Origin of the sequence: Bacteriovorax stolpii, assembly GCF_002872415.1 — a bacterium.
Classification (GTDB): domain Bacteria; phylum Bdellovibrionota; class Bacteriovoracia; order Bacteriovoracales; family Bacteriovoracaceae; genus Bacteriovorax; species Bacteriovorax stolpii.
The window spans coordinates 2,876,270-2,894,816 of sequence record NZ_CP025704.1; the positions used below are offsets into that span (position 1 = coordinate 2,876,270).

An 18,547-nucleotide genomic window follows, 5' to 3' on the forward strand; every position below is an offset into this window, starting at 1 on the left:
GCAAACTTATTAAAACAAAGGGCGAAAGGAGTGTAAATCTTTCTACCAATATTCATTGATAAGTGCTAAAAGTGTCTAACTTAAAAAGTTATACGGTCAATATTGAAGAGGGTTTCATGAGAATTAAAAATGTCGTTTTCTCACTTGTCTTACTTTGTTCACTAAACACAGTTAACGCTGCGCCACTTAAGGTTGGAATGGTCACCGATGTTGGGGGCGTAAATGATCAATCTTTCAACCAATCAGCTTGGGAAGGCCTACAAAAAACAAAAAAAGAACTGGGAATCAAAGTAAGTTACCAGGAATCTAAGCAAGATGCAGATTATCCTGCGAATCTTGAAACTCTATACGATGCTAAAAATGACCTGATCTGGGGTATCGGTTTTAAAATGGCCGACGCAATCCTAATCGCAGCCAAACAAAATCCTAAACAAAAGTACGCAGTCATCGATTACTCTTACGGCACTAAAACTCCAGCGAACGTTATCGGTGTAATGTTCAAGGTAGAAGAAGGCTCTTTCCTTGCCGGCTACATCGCTGCCAAAATGAGCAAGACCGGAACAATTGGATTCATCGGTGGGATGAGTGTTCCTATCATCCATAGCTTCCAGTACGGATTTAAGGCCGGAGCGAAATTCGCCAACAAAAAAATTAACATCATCGAACAATTTGCTGAATCTTTTACTGATGCAGCTAAAGGAAAAGCGATCGCGAACCAAATGATCGGAAAAGGCGCTGACGTTGTCTTCCACGCTGCTGGTGCAGTTGGTGACGGGGTTATTGAAGCCGTTAAAGAAAAAAACAAAATGGCAGTTGGTGTTGACCGCGACCAAAACTACCTTGCTCCAAAGAACGTTATCACTTCAAGCATGAAGAGAGTTGATTCGGCCATCTTCAACGTTGTGGCCGATTTAAACAAAGGGACATTCAAAGGTGGAACAACTATCGAGTACGGTCTAAAAGACGGTGCTGTTGATATCGCTCCAACAACTTCGAAGATGGTTCCAGCTGTTCTTCTGGAAGAAGTAGCTAAAATCAAAAAACAAATCATCGACGGAAAAATCAAAGTTCCATCGACTGAGAAAAATTTCGTAAGCTTTGCCAAGACTGTTAAATAATGCTGGCACTAGAGCTTAAGAACCTCACAAAAAGTTTCGGGGACTGTATCTCCTATCACAACATGTACCTCTCGGTGGAAACCGGCGAGGTACACGCAATTCTCGGCGAAAATGGTGCCGGTAAATCAACGTTGATGAAAACCATCTACGGCGAACACCAACCTGATCCGGGTGAAGGCGAAATGTTCGTGCGCGGGCAAAAGATTAAGATCGAATCCCCTGCTCACGCCATCTCTCTGGGAATCGGAATGGTTCATCAGCACTTCAGGTTAGTGCGTCCTTTTACCATTCTTCAAAACATTATTCTGGGGATTGAACCAAGAAACTTCCTGGGCATGATTGATTACAAAACGGCCCGCAAAAAAATCGAAGAGATCATCAAGACCTACAGCTTCGATTTAGACCTCGACCAAAAAATTGAAAACGTCAGTGTGGGAACTCAACAAAGAGTTGAGATTATCAAGACGCTTTATAGAAACGCAGAGATCATCATCCTGGATGAACCAACGGCCGTTTTAACTCCTCAGGAGATTAAAGATTTTTACCGTATCATTAAAAATCTTAAGGCCCAGGGAAAGACGATCATTATTATCACTCACAAGCTTCATGAGATTAAAGAAATCGCCGACCGCTGCACGATTATCAGAAAAGGTGCTTACATTGAAACTGTAAATGTAAAAGTGACCAGCGAAGAAGAACTCGCTTCTAAAATGGTTGGAAGAAAAGTCGACTTAAAAGTCCCTAAGACTGATGCAATCCCAACAGATGACATCGTCTTCTCAATTGAAAACCTAAACGTGGTCAACACGAAAAACTTCCCGGTGGTTTCAAACTTTAGTTTTAAACTTCGCCGTGGAGAGATTACCGGTCTTGCCGGAATCGACGGCAACGGACAAAGTGAACTGGTTGAAGCTTTAACCGGACTTCGCAAAATCCAAAGCGGAAAAGTCATGATCAACGGTGAAGACATCACCGGGCTTAGTCCTAAAAAAATCTATCATAAAAAACTTGGAACTATTCCAGAAGACCGCCAGCGCGTGGGTCTGGTTATGGATTTCAAAGTGAAAGAAAACTGTGTGCTTCAACGTATTGATGAAAAACCATTTTCAAACTGGGGTTTTATTGTTGGCAGTGAACTCACTCGTTTTTCTAATGAACTGATTGCCCGCTTCGATATCAGGCCAGCGGACTGTGAAGCAAAAGCAGTTAACCTTTCAGGTGGAAACCAGCAAAAGATCATCCTGGCCCGTGAAATCGTCCACAATCCGGATGTCCTGATTGCTTTTCAGCCAACAAGAGGTCTGGACGTTGGAGCGATTGAATACGTCCATCTGGAGTTGATTAAACTAAGAGACGCAGGAAAAGCTGTTCTTCTGATTTCTTATGAGCTTGATGAAATCATCAACCTTTCTGATCGCATCGGGGTTATCCACAAAGGAAAACTATGGGCAGAAGTTTCTGGCGAGAAACTTAAGAACAATCCACACTTAAAAGAAGACATCGGACTCTATATGGCAGGAGGAAAACCTGTATGAAAAACTTTATCATCAGCATCCTTTCTGTTGTCTTAGGTCTTTTAGTTGGTGGCCTTGTCTTAAAACTATCGGGCATCTCGCCTCTTGAAGCTTATCAGGTTATGTGGGAGGGCGCTTTCTCACAACCAAACTACATTTCATACATCATTATCCGTTCAACTCCCCTGATCCTGACTGGTCTTTCTGTGGCCTTTGCTTTTAGAACAGGACTATTCAATATTGGAGCTGAAGGGCAATTTGTTATTGGTGCATTGTCGGCGACTTATTTTGGTTATCACTTTGATTTTTCACCATGGATCCAAGTTCCCCTGGTGATGATGCTCGCAACAATGATCGCTTCACTTTACGGAGGCCTTAGTGGATTTTTAAAAGCGCGCTTTGGTGTGCATGAAGTTCTTTCAACGATCATGCTTAACTGGATCGCTCTTTATCTTTCAAACTACGCTGTCTTCATTCCAGGCTTCAGACGTCCGGATACTGAAACGACAGAGTTCATTAAAGACTCAAGTAGCATCGGGATCTTAGATAAATGGAAAATGAGTGACGCAGGAATGGAATGGCTAGCTAACCACGAGTTCTGGCATTCTTTCATGAGACCACCTGTTAATGCCGGTATTTTCATCGCGCTTATTTGTGTGGTCTTAGTTTGGGTCATCCTGAATAAAACTGCCTTTGGATATAAACTTAAGGCCGTGGGTTTTAGCCCGAACGCTGCCGAATACGCAGGTATCAGTACAAAATTAAAAGTCACTCAATCAATGATGATCGCCGGAGCTCTTTCAGGGCTTGCAGGTGCCACTCACGTGATGGGAGTTTCAAAAAACGTTGCGGTCCTTGCGGCTCATGAAGGATATGGTTTTGACGGAATTGCCGTTGCCTTAATCGGATCAAACCATCCGGTGGGCGTTCTTTTCTCTGGATTTTTCCTTGGGGCCTTAAAGTACTCAGGACAAAAAATCCAATCAACTCTTGAAGCTCCTTCAGAAGTTATCGGCATCATGATTGGTGCGATTATCTTTTTTATTGCGATTCCAAGCATCTTTAACTTTGTGACTAAAGCGTGGAGGAAAAACTAATGAGTGATCTTCTCTTTCTTTTTTCAACAACGTTAATGTATTCGACTCCGCTCATTTTTACGGCCTTAGGTGGTGTGCTTTCTGAAAAATCAGGAGTGATCAACATCGGTCTTGAGGGAATGATGACCTTTGGAGCTTTTGCCGCTTCATGGGTCGCGATCACAACAGGAAACCCTTGGCTGGGTCTTATTGCCGGTGGAATTGCTGGACTTCTTTTAAGTATTCTCCATGCAGTTGCTTCCATTCGTTTCCAGGCCAACCAAGTTGTCTCAGGAATGGCGATTAACTTCTTAGGAAGTGGGCTTGCTGTGTTCTTCTGTCGTATTTTCTTTGATGGAACAAGCATGACTCCGCCGCTTGATCTGGAAAAAAAGATCCCTGTGTTTTTTGGCCAATACGCGACTGTTTACCTGGCATTTTTAGCGACGGCCCTTATCTGGTTTACCTTTAATAAAACGACATTGGGACTAAGACTTATTAGCGCTGGTGAACACCCAAAGGCCGCTGGTGCTGCCGGGATTAAGGTTTCATACTACCGCTATATCGGAGTTCTGGCTTCAGGACTTCTTGCTGGAATCGGCGGAGGAAGTCTTTCAATCGCTATCGTTTCCAACTTCCGCCCGACACTTATTTCCGGACAAGGATTCATTGCTCTAGCGGCGATGATCTTCGGGAAATGGAATCCGGTAGGAACTTTATTTGCATGTTTGTTTTTTGGATTCTCTCAGGCCCTGGTGGTTTACATCGGTGGACGTCCTGAAATCCACATCTCTTCTCAGCTTCTGGCAACTCTGCCATACATCCTGACTCTGATTGTACTCGTGGGACTAATGAAGAAGACAACAGCTCCAAGTGCTCTTGGAAAATAATTAAGAAATCGGAAAAAGAAGTTTAAAGCGCGTGCCAGATGGACCTTCACTGGCCGTGCGGCTTTCAAAAGAAATTTTCCCTCCAAGCCTATCCACACAACCTTTGACAATCGGAAGACCAAAACCTGTTCCAATTTCACCATCTGTTCCCATTGATGAACGCGAAAGATTGGCCTCAAACACCGTCTCACGCATATCAGAAGGAATACCCAGGCCACTGTCTTCGATAATAAACTGAATAAAGTTTTCTACACGAGAAACACGCAATCTAATTTCGTTATCTCGCTCAGAGAACTTCACTGCATTGGAAAGTAAATTACCTAAGATCTGGTGTAAAAGAAGGCTTTTACTCGAAGAGAATGAATACACTTCACTTCCGGCCGACCAATGGAATTTTAAATTTTTATGCTCAAGTTTCTCTGAGAACATGTCTTTTAATTCTAAAATCAATTCGCGGATGATGACTTCACTGTAAGTGATTTCTTTTTTCCCCATTTCCGTCAAACGCAACTCTTTAATCGAATCAGTAATTTCCTGGACTCTCTCTGAGGCTTTAAGGGCCTTAGTGGTCGCACTCAACTGAGCTTCATTTAAAGGAGATTTCACTAATTGATTAAGCTTTACGATAATAACTGAAAGAGGAGTTGAAATATCATGACTTAATACGTTCACCAGGTTTTGTGTCCTCTGTTTAGCTGCTTCCAGCATGCTGGCATTCTGTTCAACTAAAAAGATGTGAACCCAGATAACGATTGAAGCGATAAAAACCCATCCAAAAAGAATCAATGCCTGAGCAACAACGAGTCCCATCTCTGAAATCATAAATGGAAATTTATAACCGCTTAATTTTAGCAACATAAAAACAAAAATAGACAATGTCGTGATAATTGCCCAAAGAGTCGCTCCTTTTCTTCCGGCCATAACTCCTGCAAGCATCGGCAGAATTCCCAACCAGATTAAAACATTGCTGTCAAAACCACCGGTGAAATAGGCAAAAGTCATTTGGTGGATGATTCCTGCGCCAATCATGACGTTGGTGTTAAACATATAATTATTGTTTCTTAAATAAAGAAACGGAGAGAGAAGATGAATAGAGCTGGCGATAATTCCCACAATCCCAGGGATAGGATTTGAAATAGTAAAGCAGGCAACAAAGGCGTACGACCACATAAGCACACCTGTGGTCAACATCGACACCAGGTGTGCGTGAATATATCTTTCAGAGATATCTTTTTTCTGAATTCTCTTATGAGCGATCAGCTCATAAAAACTCAGGTAGAAATCGAGGACGTACTTTTTTAAACTCATACCTTATAAAGTAAATTTAAAGTTTGAAAGCAGAAGCCCCGGAGTTCTTGTTCCACCAACATCGCGCTGGAAGTATGAACCTGTCGAAGGGCTGATCTCTGAGAAGTTCGTAATTCTCTCAAGAGCGTCTCCAAACATTGAGTAATAACTTTCATCAAAACGTAAATCTTCAATCGGACTTGCGATCTCTCCATTTTCTACCCAGAAACAAGCGTATCTTGTCATTCCGGTTACACGAGCTGTCTCGCGGTCAGACCAGTTTAGGTAGTGCAGGTCAGAAAGGTAGAGACCTGTGCCCAGCTCTTTATAGATATCATCACGTGATAAATCACCTGTTGAAATAACCGGAGATCTCATCGACTCCCAATCAGAAGCGAAGTTTGATTCAAGTTTGTATTCATTCGCCGTTCTCGTTGAAACCAGGAAATTTTTAAACTCACCTTTTTCAATAAGCATCAATTCTGCCGGGCTCACCTCTCCAGCGTCGTTAAAACGTGGAGCAAGACCAAGTGAATAGTCTTCTTTTAGTGTAAACTTTGGAGACATCTTTTTCTTTGCTTGCCACAGGTCTTTTAAAGAGCCATTCCCTTGCTGGTGAGCAGACATCGAAACGCCTCCCCATGAAAGAGTCCCAAGCAGTTCGTTGACCGCTGAAGGAGCAAGGTAAACACGGTAATCACCACGTGCGACTTTCTTTGAATCGCGGTTCATTAATGAGAGCTTATGTTCAGCATCTTTAATATTACGTTTTAGTTCAGTATTATCCCAGTCTGAACCAGCATAAAGCGACTTCACCGCTTTTTGTTTGTCATTATAAAGCGAGTAATCCAGGTAGAAGTTTCTTGTTTTAAACCAGTGGAATTGTCCTTCAGAGTTAATAGTGGCTCGAACAACGTCTCCACTTGAGAAAACTCCCGCCAGGTCTACGTTACCGGCGATATCTAAAACCTGCCCCATCATCTCTTCATTATTTGGAAGCTGATTTAAGTTTTCTTCTTTAGTCACTCCGTAAAATTTTGGACGCACAAGATAAGGGTCTTCCGGCAGGGCCGCAATCCATTCGCGAGATTGGTTTAATTTTTTAAGAGCTAAAGTGACATCACTTTCGTTTGCTCTAAAAGGCATATTGAAAGTCAGGACTTTGTTTCCCTTAACAAAAACAAAATCAATAAAGGCCTGCTGAAGATTCGTCACCTGGCGCACTTTGGCTTTTGAGAGTCTTGAGAAAAGTGTTTCCTCTCCCGTGAAGTTTAATGTTAATGCTTCATCGCTTTTTAGATCGTTGAAAATTTGTTTGGCAAAAATCTCTAAATATGAGGATTCAAGAGCTTTCATTATTTCCCTCCTCCAAAAACTTCGATGTTAGTAAATAGACAAACTGGACTTGCGTGCCCTACGAAGATCACCTGATTTGGTTCTCCCTTTCCACAGTTTCCAAGACCACCAACTTCGAACGTTGATTTGTCCCCTACCATTTTTAGCTGGTTCCAGAATGGAGCTGTAATTCCGCGGTAATTAGGATTCTTCACTAGTTTTGTTAGTTTTCCATCTTCAATCAGGCGGCCGTACTCACAACCAAACTGGAATTTATTGCGGTAGTCATCAATTGACCACGATCTGTTTGTTTGCATGAAAATCCCACGCTTCACAGACTTGATCATCTCTTCCAGTGACGATGTTCCCGGCTCAAGGTTTACGTTGGCCATGCGGTCAATCGGCGCTCTATTCCACGAAGTCGCTCTCTGGCTGGCGACACCTGGAAGATTCAGTCTCTTTTGAGACTCTAAACTTCCCAGTCCTCTTAAAAGAACTCCATCTTTAATCAAAAATTCGCGAGTTGCTTTGTTTCCAATATCGTCAGCAAAATAACTTGCAAACTGTCCGTGAACAGTTGGATCAAATGTAACGTTCATTAGAGGTGAACCGTATTTTAATGTTCCGAAGTCAGCAGGTTTTACAAAACTCCATCCAGCGTAATTTCTTTCGTCACCCAGGATGCGGTCAAGCTCTAACGGGTGACCGATACTTTCATGAATCTGAAGGTATAATTGGTCTGGAGCTAAAAGCAGGTCCATCGTCTCAGTTGGACACTCTTCTGCATTGAGAAGCTCAAGAGCTTCGTCTGCAATTCTCTTTGCATGAGTGAGAAGTCTTTCTTTGTTCCAGTTTTCCATTCCCAGCTGAGTGCTTTGGTCATCACCAAAACTTCTTCTTTGGTTTCCTAATTCACTTGAGGCCACAGCACTCATCGCCACCGCTGAACGGTTGATGTTTTGCTTAATGTCTGCGCCGTTAGTTGCCACAAAGTGAGTCTGCATATCGCTTACTTGCATATAAGCGCTTCTATTGATGATGTGATCATGCACTTTCATCGTCTTTGAGATTTCCATTAAAAGCTCTGTGGCCTCTTTTGGATTAAAACTCTCTAGTCCTTTTTTACCCGGGCTATTGTATTCACCAACAGTCGCTGGGCGTTCATCGAGAGTGAACTTTGAAAGACTAAAACGGCTGGCTTCAAGAGCAGCGTTTTTAGCTTTTAGTGCGCATTCTCTAATGTCTTCCAGTTCAAATGAGTTTGTCGCCCCATAAGCAAACTGGCCATTCATCATCACTTCCACCATGAGACCATGGTCTTCAGATGTGCTTAGTCCTTCAAAAACTTCATTGCGCACGCTCATTGATAAATTTTTAGTGTGAACTTCACGAAGCGAAATATAATCCGCTTTTAAGTCCGAAAGATTTTTTAAAATCTCTTGCAGTTTCATTAAGCTCTCCCTTTCCAGTGAGTCATACTTGTCGAGACTCCCAGAAGTTTATTAACAAATGTAAAAATTTTAAGAGGTAAAATCCCCTTTAATAAGTCCACCCACTTCACCACGAAAGGCTCCTTGATAAAGGCGCAGTCTTTCTCAATTCCATGAATGATTTTTTCAACGATCGCTTCCGGCTTAAGCCATGGAAGAAGCATAGGAGCTTTCACTCCGGCAAACATTCCCGTGCTGATATAACTAGGGCACACCGTTGTCACGTGGACGTTTTCAATTCCTCTCTCCAAAAGCTCCAGGCGAAGAGATTCAGAAAAACCAATCACCGCCCACTTTGAAGAAGCATAAGTCGTTCCATAAGGAAGACCGATGAGGCCTGAAGCACTTGCCAGGTTGACGATATTGGCGTCTTTGCTTTTTCTCAGGTCATCAAAGAACAAATAAGTCATGGCCACCAGACCATCGACATTCACTCGGTATGTGGTCAGGTGTTTTTCCAGGGGAAGTTTTTCAAACTCTCCACCAAAGACAACTCCGGCATTGTTAACCAGGACATCAAGCCCTAGTCCTAAAGCAGAGATATCGCTTTTTAATTTCTTAAGGCTTTCAAGGTTTGAGACATCTGCAAAAAAGGCATGGGCCTTACCGCCGCTTGACTTAATCGAGCTCACTACAGTTTGAGCGGCTTCAAGATTCATATCAACGACAAAAACAACAGCGCCTCTTTTGGCCAGTTTTTCGGCCATAAGCTTTCCAATTCCGGAAGCTGCACCTGTGATAAGAACTTTTTTGTTTTCAAAATTTTTCATCAGAACTCGATCTCTTTGAAAAAAAAAGGCGAGACTAAGTCTCGCCTTATTATAAATCCCTGATAAAGGAATTATGGGTTTAGTAATTGCATTGTTCCTGCACCATCAACATAGAAGCTCTCTGAATTTCTCATTTCGTTTAAAAGCCCTTTGGCCTTGTATGAAATTTGAATAATCGCAGAGGCCACTGGGTTTTCTTCGCTACCAACGTTTGCCACGTTTACTAACTCAGAATTGGCATCGAAGTTAAATCCCCAAGCTGCATAGACCTGGCTTGCTTGAACCTTAAGACTTGTGATGTATTTTCCGTTTCCTTTATACGAACCGTTGTATTGGAAGAAAACTGTATAAGTGAAGCCAATCACTTCACTTCCGTACAGGTTTTTGTAAGATACACGGTAGCTGACAGCTTTAGGTGCTGACCAGTTGGCCATCTGATAAAGTTCTGTCTTAGCTGCACTTCCTTCAATGTGTGGAAGAACGCTTAAAGAAGGAATCAGACCATTAGTTGTAATAACCGGTCTTCCCGCTTCGATGATCGGCCAGATTTTTTTTCCGATAGCAATTAGACCATCAAGGTACATCGCCACTTCATCAATTGGGTTTGTGGGAACTTTAGGAAGCTCTACAGTTGCTTTGTCATCTGGAGTTTCAACTTGGTGAACTTCTACACTAGAGATCACAAGAGCTGGATCTACTTCCTGTGCGAAAGAAACAGTGCTTAGTAATAAAAAGCTCGCAATGAAAAACGACTTAAACATTGAGTACCTCCCCTAGAATTTGGTGCGTGCAATATCTCCGCTGAAGAGCTGTTTGTCTAATAAATCTTTTGTTAAGAAAGAGCTGTAAGAAGAAGTTAATTCTGCCTAGGGTGACGCACAAAGTCTCACACTGATAAATGACTGAAATCTAGTTTCGTTATCCGCGAAGTTTAAAAACAATATTCTTCTCTACAGCGTAAGGGTAACCCTTCTTCTGGAATCTCCACTTTTTCGTGGCCTCTAAAGCAGCGCGGTCTAAGATGTCGTGGCCGCTACTTTCAAGAATTGCGGTGCTTTCGGGAAGGCCTTCTGAAGAAACATTCACTCGAAGTTTAACCTGACCTTCAAGGCTTCTTTTCACGGCCAATCGTGGGTAATCCGGCTCGCTGAAACTAGTGACTGATTCATTAAAACCTCCGCCTGATCCTGGGCCCTCGGCGCTTCCATGAGCTTCATTTGTTACGGCCGAAGCTCCACCACTTGAAGCAGCGGCCGCAGAAGCACTCTCTTGCCCAAGAGCAATCGGCTTTTCTGTTTTTACGCCCGTCGCTTTTTTCACGACAGGTTGATCAGGAAAAAGCCTTGATCCACCACCTGAAGAAGTAAATTGAATATCTATCAGGTTGCGCTCGCGCCAGGAATCCTTACTCAAGAATAAACCCGATAAGAGCAGGACGATAATATGAACTCCCACCGCCAGAATGATGGAATAAGTTATTTTTGGCATGGAGGATTGATACCAATATTGTGCTAAACTGTAAAACGATGATGAAGCGTTACTTGAAGTACACCATTCACTTTTTTCTTTTTAAGATTGTTTTAAAAAACTTTCTTCGTTTATTTGTTGGAATCTCATTCCCCCATTCAAAAAAATTTCCCCATTATGAACAATGTATTTTTGTGGCCAATCACAACAGCCACCTCGATACCGCGGCCTTTTTATCTATGGTTCCGATGAAACATCACCTGGACTCTCACCCGATTGCCGCCAACGACTATTTCGGCAAAAGCCCATGGGCCAGAGGTTTCTTTGAATTTTTCTTCAATACAATTCTTATTGAGCGCAAGGGGCTTAAAAATTTTGAAAAGTCGATGGATGCGATTCATTTAGCTCTGTCTCAAAAAAAGTCGATTCTGCTTTTTCCGGAAGGCTCTCGTGGAGAACCTGAAATCATGGGGCAATTTAAAAATGGAATTGCCTACATTTTAAAAACACACCCGCATGTTCCTTTTGTACCGATCTATATGCAAGGATTAGGGAAGGCCATGCCAAAAGGTGACTCCGTGATTATTCCTCACGACTCTAAAGTTATCGTGGGGCAACCCATTCTTATTCCTAACGTCGCTGAACTCTCACTCTCTCAAATCACATCAATTGTCCGCCAAAGCGTTCTCGATTTAGAAAACTCCGAAAACACTTAGCGCTTAATGAGTCTTCCTTTCACTGCTGTTTGCGGTCTCAATGAAACCTGCGCATTCATTTCAATATGCAGATTAGGCTCAAGGGCCTCAATTTTAAATTTCGACAGGACTTTTAAAAACATCGTCGCCATTTCTAAATTGGCCAGTCTCTCCCCCATGCACACTCTCTGTCCTGCTCCGTAAGGAATAAAGGTCAGCGGTTTTGGCTCCTCTTGAAAACGGTAAGGGTTAAACTCTTCTGGTTTCTCCCAATAGTCTGGATGATGCTGAATCAAATACGGTGAAATAGAAATAAGATCACCTGGGAAGACTTTCTCTCCATGAATCTGATCTTCGCTGACGGCCAGGCGGCCAAATGACCAGGCAGGTGGGCGCATGCGCAGAACTTCATTTAAAAAAAGGTTTACGTTTTTATAGTTTTTTACTTCTTCTTCACTTTCAATTTTAAAATCGTGCTCTTTTAATTCAGCATAAATCTTGTCCTGCCATTCAGGATACTTCATTAAAAAATAAAATCCCCACATCATGACGTTGGCCGATGTCTCGTGCCCGGCAAAAATCATAGTCTTTACTTGCGAGAGAATTTTTTTATCGCTGAATTTTTCTGATGAATCTAAAAGGGCGTGGATAAAGTTCCCCTGTGCTCCTGTGCGCGGTTTTTCTTTTTCGCGGACAATAACTTTTTCTATTTCCTCATCCAAAATTTTTAAGGCCAGAGTGAATTCTGCATCTTCTTTTTTTACCTTAGGGGTTTTAAAAGGAAAAATCCTCGTCATTTTCTTTTCTGTCAGATCAATCAGCTCGGAGAGCTTCTGGCTGATAATATTAAAACTTTCTTCAAGTCTTTCATTTAGTAAGCTTCTGCCAATGACATGAAGAGCGTAACGAGTTGACCAGTAACTAAAATTCACTTCTTTTTCGTCAACTGCCCCTACCAGACTCTCGACCAATTGATTAGATTCTTCGTTAATCAAACCAAAATAATGATCGAATTTACTCGGGTTAAAGATGGGCTGTATAACTCTCCTTCCTCGCCTCCATTCTTCTCCGACATCGGTGAAAACTCCCTGTCCCAGGACTTCGGCCACGCGCTGGTAACCAGGAGTATTTTTAGGGTAGTTCTTGGCATTTTCAAAGAAAACGTACTTGAGTCCTGCTGGATCATTAACCAAAAGAGTTCTCTTTTTCCCAATGAACATGATGAGAAAATCTCCATGGTCAAGAAAGCTCTTGTACATAAAATCCAGCCTGCCCTTTCTCAAACTCAGAGCATGCCCGGTGATAAAACCAAAAAAGGGGTCGCGGGCAGGAGTGAAGGCCTTCTTTGATTCGTTTTTTAAATCAGGCAATTTTTTATCCATAAAACACAATCCTGAATCTCGTTTATACTTAAAAATATGATTATCAATAAAGATTTTATCTTAAATTTACTCTTTAAGCGCCTTCAACATTTTTTCCCACTGATCTTCTTTTCCCTAATGGTCTACTTCTTCGTGAAGTTTGTCCAAACGGGTGACTTTTTCTACTTCGTTAAGTTCGCGCTCACTCCTTACCTGCTTCCACTTCTCATTCAAAGGGTTGTCCTGGGGATTTATCCGATGAAAGAAGGCGGATCTTATATCGGCCTGGAAGAGCATATGTTTTCACCATGGTTATTCTCTCTTCGCGTTCAGCAAATCTACTTAGTGTTTCCTCAACTAGAAAGACTGCTCTTTTATCTTCCAGGGATGTACAGTGCCTGGCTTCGCGCATGGGGAAGCAAGATTGGAAAGAATGTTTTCTGGACTCCAGGAACAATCATCAATGACAGAAGCTTGATGGACGTTGGCGACTTTGTTATTTTCGGACACAACACTTACATGTCGTCTCACTTTCTGCGCGTGAAGAATGGACGTTTTTTTGTCTATGTAAAAACAATCAAGATCGGAAGTTTTAGTTTTATTGGCGCCTTTACAAAAATGGGACCGGGAACAAACATCGCACCAGGGACACAAGTCCAGGCCATGAGCCTCTTTTCTATTAACCGCGATAAACCGAATACGGTAAGCCCGGATGTGAAAGTCTAATGACAATATATGATTTAAAACCAAAGTTTCAAAATCTTCTTCGCCCGGTTGTGGTTTTTCTTGCGGCCATGGGAGTGACTCCAAATCAAGTCACGATCCTCACCTGTCTTCTCTCGGTTTTTTTAGGGGCCTTGGTTTATCACCTCGCAAGCCCAGTATGGTTCTTTCTTTTTCCGGTTTTCTTCTTTCTTCGCATGGCCTTAAATGCCATCGATGGAATGCTCGCCAAAGAGCATAATATGCAATCAAAGCTCGGGGCGATTCTTAACGAATCTACCGATGTGCTCTCTGATGGTGTGCTCTATTACTCTTTTACTGCACTTCCTTTTTTCAATGCCCCTCTTCTTCATTTTATCATTTTACTTTCGGCCCTTTCTGAAATCATCGGTCTTGCCGCCTTATTAAATGGCAAACCTCGCTGTTATGCCGGCCCTTCTGGAAAAAGCGATCGCGCGTTTATTTTTGGTGTGATGGCCATTATGGTTGGTTCAGGAATGCAGAACGAGGGACTCTACTCGACGATCCTGACGATTGTAATGTTTCTCTTAGTTGCAACGTTGGTTAACAGGACGAGAAAATCGATCTAATTATCTTTGGTAAGAAACTAAACCAATCCCTAAGATGATAACGAAAATACCAGCGATCTGAACGGGGTTTACCGCTTCTTTGTCGATGTAATGGGCCAGAAGCAGTCCCCAAATATAAGTTGTCCCATAGGTGGGATATACCACCATCATTTTTCCGCCATAACGAAAGGACATCAGGATCAGGGCCAGGACAATCCAAAAACTAATAAGCCCAGCAATCAGGTAGTAGTTTTTCAGGATAAAAACTTCCATCAAACGAATTGAGCCCTGTTTAAAAAAATACTGGGCCGCTGCTCCAAAGATAGCGGCAACCAGTATTAGTAAAATAGGAATCGTCTGACTTTGTTCTTTCATTTTTTAGCGACCAGCATTCCCATTGAGCGTGGAACAACATTCAATGAATGGAACTCAAATGTTTTAAAACCAGCTTCTTCCAACCATGGTTTAAGTTCATTTGGTTGAAACACTCTCCCCTGAATCGTTCTGATCGTTAGACCCATTTGATAAAGAGCGCGAGCGAGTTCACCTTCCGGCACTTCACCGTAGGCGTCCAGGATAACCAGCTCACCGCCGGGCTTCATCGCTTTATAAATCTTTTTAAAAAGAGTTTTATTCGCTTCAGCTGTTAAGATGTGAGTGACGTTTCCAAGAGTCGCGTAGTGGAATTTATCTTCCGGCCACACACTCTCATGAAAGTTCCCTTCAATTGTTGTCACGCGGTCTTTAATCCCTTTTCTTTCAGCAGTCGCTTTCGCCACCACTAAAACGGCAGGCCAGTCCGCCAGCGTCGCTTTGGCGTCTTTATTTTGGTAAAGGAAATTAAATCCCCACACCCCAGACCCAGCTCCGACATCCAGGACTTCTAAATCTTTTTTCGTCTTAATGTCTGCTCTGGTTTTTGCCAGCATTTCCACCATGAGTTCCGCACAAGGAGTCATCATCCATTCAAGGGATTTGACCTGTACCTGGTACTCTTTTTCACTGTCAGCAACGGCATCCATTCTCTTAAAAGGAGTCCCCGTTTTTAAAAGCGTTGGAAGATGGGCCCAGTACTCGGCACTTAAATTTTTATAGTTGCCAGATAAAAGCTCCATCACCGATGCCAGCTCATACTGGTCATTCTTTTTTTCTAAAAGCCCCAGCGACACCAGCGAGTTTAAAAGGACTTCTGCTGGAATCATTTTGTATTGGTGCTTGTCTGCAAAATCTTTTGCCGAAAAACTTACTCCTACTTTGTAGCCTTTAAACAGTTCATTCTCCTGTACGAAGTTGTACAAGGCCGTCGAGCCGCTCGCAAGCATTAAGCTGAAATAGGTTTCGAGTTCTTTATTTTTTGTCATAAGTCGCCGTCGCTACTGTAAAGATTCCCCATTGGTCGATCTTCATATCAATCTTCTTGGCCCCTACGCGCTTAAAAAGCTGATCCATTTCTTTTTGTGTTCTTCTTCTCATAACCCACATTTCACCTTCGCGGTTTGGAAGAGTTTGAGCGATCATCTCTAATTGCGGATGCCAAGGCTGACCAGTATAAACGATATAACCTTTATCCTCTAAAATCGCACTCGCTCCTTCGATGGCCTTATTAACCATTTCATTGCTTGGGAAAAGTTCAAACAATCCTGAAGCAATCAGGATGTTTGGACGGAATGATTGTTTTTGGTATGTCTCCGGGTCAAAAGCATCCGCCTGCATATGCTCAGAGTTTGTGACTCCAAGTTCTTTTGCGATTGCTTTTCCTTCGTTTACGTTAGCTTCACTGTAGTCGCGAAGAAGAACTTTAACATCATTCTTTTCATATTTTTTAGCCGTCTCCAAAAGGTAGCGACCTGGACCAGAACCAATATCCATAATGCGCACCGGGCGCCCTTGCTTAATTAAATCCTGGATAGCGTAGTCCAGAGCTTCACGAATGTGCACACGACGAGCGCGGATCCCTTTCCAACCTACAGCATTGATGTAGAAGTAATCGATAATCTGCCCGATTCCCAGCCATCCTCTCGCCTTATTTTTATAAACGTGGTCAAGAGAGATCCCTGAATCAAATCCGTATTTGTAACCAACGCGAATACCTTCGGCCAGTGATCCCAGGGTCTTCATTGAAGCAACCTGAATCATATAATTGATTTTGTTAAAAAGACTCACTTCACCTTTTTTTAGCTGCTCGTATTCATTGAATGTGTAACCTTCTTTATCAGCTCTTACTAAGTCTACTGATTCAACTGGAGCGGCAAAACACTCATTGATAAAACGGTGAATGTGTCCAAATGGAACTTTTTTATCTTTTTCATAAAGAACACCGTGATAGAAACCATCAAGCACGATGTATTCTTTTTTCTTCGAGCTTAAGCCGTCGAAGAATTGTTTTTGTGGTTTATTGCTTACAACCCAGTCACTTCCGGCAGAAAAAACAATTGTCGGAGTGTGAATCGCTCCTGCATCGCTGACCACTCTGCAACCTGTATCAAAAAGGCCCACAAGAATGTTAACTGCGATATCTGGAGTAATCAGTGGATCAGAGTCGTATTTCTTTTGCTCTTCCGGATCGTGTGTTAAGAATTTTGATTTTACATAACTAGAAATAAAGGCCGGATGCTTAATTGCATCCAGTAAACGGCATCCTGGAAGGGCCGCTGGAACGTACAGCTTCACCTGAAAGGCAGGCGCGGCTAAGGCCATACCGCGGATTTGTGGAGCATAGTCATGCACCCACGCACTACAAACAACAGCACCAACTGAGTTTGCCACCACAAAAATATTTTGCATTTCGATTCCATATTCTTTTGAAATGAAATTAACGAATGTATCCAAGTCTTTGACGATGTGAGCGAAGCTTGGTGCGTATCCGCGAGGTCCCGGAGATTTTCCGTGCCCGCGAGAGTCGTATCCAAAAGCATAAAATTCAGGTTGATTAATACCGTCGATCAGATCAATTAAACGTCCAGAGTGCTCATGCCCTCTGTGGATCACGATTAGAGCTTTTTTCGGGCCGTCTTTTTTAACTTCTGGTTCCCATGCTCTGTAAACAAGATCTACATTGTCGAACGTTTTGAAACTAGATATTTTTTCTACCCTTTTACTCATGCACCCTCTCCGATATAATTTATTTGCAGACTTCTCGGCAAAGCTTTTAAAAATATGAGGTTTCGATGATTCCTTTTCTCTCTTTCACCCCGGGTACTGAACGTGCCGTCCTCATGACTTTAGGGATACTGGTTTTTTTCACTCTGCTATTTTATGGGTGGGATTTTTTTGCGAAGAAGGAATTCCTAAAGAGCATTAAAGAGAGAGTCAACTCGTGGTGGGTGATTTTCACCATCGTTCTCATTGCCATTGGTACGACAAGAGAACTAGCTTTCATTATTTTTGCGATTATTTCTTTTATTTCATTCAGAGAGCTGACAAGTAAACTCAACTTTAGTCATAAACACAGAAGAACGATCCTACTCGCTTACCTGGCCATTCCTCTTCAGTATTATTTTGCGTATGCCAAACTCTTTATCCCTTTTTTGGTCTTCATCCCAGTGGGGATGCTTCTCCTTCTTCCCTTCCGTTCAATTCTTGAAGACCAGAGTGAAGATAGTATCAAAACGTTCAGCCAGCTTCAGTGGTCATTGATGCTCACGGTGTTTTCACTGTCACACATGGCCTTCATGATGTCGCTACCAAATATTGAAACAATGGGTGAAGGAGCTCCAGGGCTTATTTTCTTTTTGATTCTTATCACTCAGCTCAACGATGTCAGCCAGTTTATTTTTGGTAAGCTCTTTGGAAAAAGGAAGATCTCTCCTCTTATCTCTCCTAATAAAACATGGGCCGGATTATTAGGAGGAATTTTTGGTTCACTTTGTTTTGGTTATCTCTTTAAAGGGCTTCTTCCTTTTAACGTCAAACAAGTGCTTTTAGTTTCAGGCCTGATTTCTCTTTGTGGATTTTTCGGCGACCTCAACATCTCGGCGATTAAGCGCGATTTGAAGATCAAAGACATGAGTAATTTAATTCCGGGACACGGCGGGATTTTAGATAGAATGGATTCACTGATTTTTTCGAACGTGGTGTTCTTCTATTTGATTTACTACTGGATCTACACTTAGTTCGCTGTCGTATACAACTTAGATGTATTGAGCTTTTTTGTCTGAACCAGATTTGAATCTGTCTTTAGCGATGTGGCCGCTCCAACGATTAAACTTAGAACTAAAACTAATAATAAATCTTTCATAAGACTTCGCCTGTA

The 18,547-nt window shown here is 42.3% G+C and carries 19 protein-coding genes; 8 read left to right on the forward strand and 11 right to left on the reverse strand.

Going from position 1 to position 18,547, the window contains the following annotated elements; genetic code table 11:
* Window positions 1-116: 116 nt before the first annotated feature.
* From C0V70_RS14090 to C0V70_RS14105, 4 genes are read left to right on the forward strand one after another with little or no spacing between them, the layout of a single operon-like run.
* A complete protein-coding gene (locus C0V70_RS14090) occupies window positions 117-1,118 on the forward strand; it encodes a BMP family lipoprotein (RefSeq protein WP_102245510.1) in 1,002 nt (333 codons plus the stop codon).
* Complete coding sequence (locus C0V70_RS14095) at window positions 1,118-2,653, forward strand: ABC transporter ATP-binding protein (protein WP_102244504.1); 1,536 nt, start codon at window positions 1,118-1,120, stop codon at window positions 2,651-2,653. Before C0V70_RS14090 ends, C0V70_RS14095 begins: the two co-directional genes overlap by 1 nt.
* Window positions 2,650-3,729, forward strand: a complete 1,080-nt coding sequence (locus tag C0V70_RS14100) for an ABC transporter permease (protein WP_102244505.1) — start codon at window positions 2,650-2,652, stop codon at window positions 3,727-3,729. Before C0V70_RS14095 ends, C0V70_RS14100 begins: the two co-directional genes overlap by 4 nt.
* Window positions 3,729-4,598, forward strand: a complete 870-nt coding sequence (locus C0V70_RS14105; RefSeq protein ID WP_208107727.1) for an ABC transporter permease — start codon at window positions 3,729-3,731, stop codon at window positions 4,596-4,598. The genes C0V70_RS14100 and C0V70_RS14105 overlap by 1 nt, the downstream gene beginning before the upstream one ends.
* Here the strand turns inward: C0V70_RS14105 and C0V70_RS14110 are convergent, their stop codons facing one another.
* The 6 genes from C0V70_RS14110 to C0V70_RS14135 all read right to left on the reverse strand — a co-directional run bounded on the left by C0V70_RS14110 (window position 4,599) and on the right by C0V70_RS14135 (window position 10,968).
* The gene (locus C0V70_RS14110; RefSeq protein ID WP_102244507.1) at window positions 4,599-5,906 is read right to left on the reverse strand and encodes a sensor histidine kinase; all 1,308 of its coding nucleotides are present in this window, start codon (window positions 5,904-5,906) and stop codon (window positions 4,599-4,601) included.
* Window positions 5,907-5,909: 3 nt separating this feature from the next.
* Window positions 5,910-7,241 carry a TldD/PmbA family protein gene (locus C0V70_RS14115; RefSeq protein WP_102244508.1) on the reverse strand — a complete coding sequence of 444 codons (1,332 nt, stop codon included), beginning with the start codon at window positions 7,239-7,241 and terminating at the stop codon, window positions 5,910-5,912.
* Window positions 7,241-8,671 carry a TldD/PmbA family protein gene (locus tag C0V70_RS14120; RefSeq protein WP_102244509.1) on the reverse strand — a complete coding sequence of 477 codons (1,431 nt, stop codon included), beginning with the start codon at window positions 8,669-8,671 and terminating at the stop codon, window positions 7,241-7,243. Before C0V70_RS14120 ends, C0V70_RS14115 begins: the two co-directional genes overlap by 1 nt.
* A complete protein-coding gene (locus C0V70_RS14125; protein WP_102244510.1) occupies window positions 8,671-9,480 on the reverse strand; it encodes an SDR family NAD(P)-dependent oxidoreductase in 810 nt (269 codons plus the stop codon). The genes C0V70_RS14120 and C0V70_RS14125 overlap by 1 nt, the downstream gene beginning before the upstream one ends.
* Before the next feature lie 71 nt (window positions 9,481-9,551).
* Window positions 9,552-10,241 (reverse strand): hypothetical protein, encoded by a 690-nt coding sequence (locus tag C0V70_RS14130; RefSeq protein WP_102244511.1) that lies wholly within the window; start codon window positions 10,239-10,241, stop codon window positions 9,552-9,554.
* A 157-nt stretch (window positions 10,242-10,398) separates the two neighbouring features.
* Complete coding sequence (locus tag C0V70_RS14135) at window positions 10,399-10,968, reverse strand: energy transducer TonB (protein WP_102244512.1); 570 nt, start codon at window positions 10,966-10,968, stop codon at window positions 10,399-10,401.
* Between the two features lie 20 nt (window positions 10,969-10,988).
* On the opposite strand from C0V70_RS14135, the gene C0V70_RS14140 reads away from it, so the two are divergent.
* Window positions 10,989-11,663, forward strand: a complete 675-nt coding sequence (locus C0V70_RS14140; protein ID WP_133566597.1) for a lysophospholipid acyltransferase family protein — start codon at window positions 10,989-10,991, stop codon at window positions 11,661-11,663.
* Here C0V70_RS14140 and C0V70_RS14145 read toward each other — a convergent pair.
* Entirely contained in the window at window positions 11,660-13,024 is a 1,365-nt protein-coding gene (locus C0V70_RS14145) for a cytochrome P450 (RefSeq protein WP_102244514.1), read from the reverse strand. The genes C0V70_RS14140 and C0V70_RS14145 overlap by 4 nt on opposite strands.
* 36 nt (window positions 13,025-13,060) lie before the next feature.
* Between C0V70_RS14145 and C0V70_RS14150 the strand changes: the two genes are divergently transcribed.
* Both C0V70_RS14150 and C0V70_RS14155 read left to right on the forward strand, forming a co-directional pair.
* On the forward strand, window positions 13,061-13,729 hold the full coding sequence (locus C0V70_RS14150) for an acyltransferase (RefSeq protein ID WP_102244515.1): 669 nt from the start codon (window positions 13,061-13,063) through the stop codon (window positions 13,727-13,729).
* A complete protein-coding gene (locus tag C0V70_RS14155; RefSeq protein WP_102244516.1) occupies window positions 13,729-14,316 on the forward strand; it encodes a CDP-alcohol phosphatidyltransferase family protein in 588 nt (195 codons plus the stop codon). Before C0V70_RS14150 ends, C0V70_RS14155 begins: the two co-directional genes overlap by 1 nt.
* Here the strand turns inward: C0V70_RS14155 and C0V70_RS14160 are convergent, their stop codons facing one another.
* Genes C0V70_RS14160 through C0V70_RS14170 form a run of 3 tightly spaced genes read right to left on the reverse strand, consistent with a single transcriptional unit; the run spans window position 14,317 to window position 17,397 of the window.
* The gene (locus C0V70_RS14160) at window positions 14,317-14,670 is read right to left on the reverse strand and encodes a hypothetical protein (protein WP_102244517.1); all 354 of its coding nucleotides are present in this window, start codon (window positions 14,668-14,670) and stop codon (window positions 14,317-14,319) included. It lies immediately after the preceding gene.
* Complete coding sequence (locus C0V70_RS14165; RefSeq protein WP_102244518.1) at window positions 14,667-15,656, reverse strand: class I SAM-dependent methyltransferase; 990 nt, start codon at window positions 15,654-15,656, stop codon at window positions 14,667-14,669. Before C0V70_RS14165 ends, C0V70_RS14160 begins: the two co-directional genes overlap by 4 nt.
* Complete coding sequence (locus C0V70_RS14170) at window positions 15,643-17,397, reverse strand: bifunctional alpha/beta hydrolase/class I SAM-dependent methyltransferase (protein ID WP_102244519.1); 1,755 nt, start codon at window positions 17,395-17,397, stop codon at window positions 15,643-15,645. The genes C0V70_RS14165 and C0V70_RS14170 overlap by 14 nt, the downstream gene beginning before the upstream one ends.
* Window positions 17,398-17,462: 65 nt before the next feature.
* On the opposite strand from C0V70_RS14170, the gene C0V70_RS14175 reads away from it, so the two are divergent.
* Window positions 17,463-18,407, forward strand: coding sequence for a phosphatidate cytidylyltransferase (locus tag C0V70_RS14175; protein WP_102244520.1), 945 nt, complete (start codon window positions 17,463-17,465; stop codon window positions 18,405-18,407).
* Here the strand turns inward: C0V70_RS14175 and C0V70_RS19310 are convergent.
* A complete protein-coding gene (locus tag C0V70_RS19310; RefSeq protein ID WP_272868933.1) occupies window positions 18,404-18,532 on the reverse strand; it encodes a hypothetical protein in 129 nt (42 codons plus the stop codon). The genes C0V70_RS14175 and C0V70_RS19310 overlap by 4 nt on opposite strands.
* Window positions 18,533-18,547: the final 15 nt, after the last annotated feature.